This window comes from Acinetobacter sp. V2 (assembly GCF_001188385.1).
Taxonomy (GTDB): Bacteria; Pseudomonadota; Gammaproteobacteria; order Pseudomonadales; family Moraxellaceae; genus Acinetobacter; species Acinetobacter oleivorans.
In genome coordinates this window covers 1,709,452-1,710,066 of the sequence record NZ_JZFB01000001.1, presented here as the reverse complement: position 1 = coordinate 1,710,066, position 615 = coordinate 1,709,452, and the positions used below count along the sequence as shown (strand labels likewise).

General features: G+C 44.7%; 1 pseudogene. It reads left to right on the top strand.

The window, feature by feature from the left end:
• Positions 1–615: pseudogene (gene proB / locus UC75_RS20695) on the top strand (glutamate 5-kinase); the annotation flags it as partial.

The following is a 615-nucleotide window of genomic DNA, read 5'->3' as shown; positions in this document are numbered from 1 at the left end:
GGTCGATGGGCAACGTCAGCTCAGTGAGTTTAAACGAATCGTTGTTAAAATCGGATCATCTTTACTCACAGCCAATGGGCAAGGTTTAGATTTGAATGCTATTTCGCATTGGGCGAAACAGATTGCAGATCTACACGATGCCGGACACGAAATTATTTTAGTGTCTTCTGGAGCTGTGGCTGAAGGTATGGTTCGTATGAAGCTTGCAAGTCGACCCACCGATCTACCCAGTCTACAAGCCTGTGCTGCGATTGGGCAGATGGGTTTAATTCATACTTGGTCTAGTGTGCTTGAAGAACATGGCATTCGTACTGCTCAGGTTTTACTCACCCATGATGATCTAGCGGACCGCCGTCGTTACCTAAACTCATGTGATGCTTTGCAAAACTTGATTGATTGGCGTGTGATTCCGGTTATTAATGAAAATGACACGGTATCTACCGACGAGATTCGCTTTGGTGATAACGATACTTTAGCTGCGATGGTTGCAGGTCAGGTTCATGCAGAATTGTTGATTATTTTAACTGATCAGCAAGGTATGTTTGACTCAGATCCGCGTCACAACCCTGATGCGAAACTACTCTCTACTGTTCGTGCCATGGACGATGTTTTATT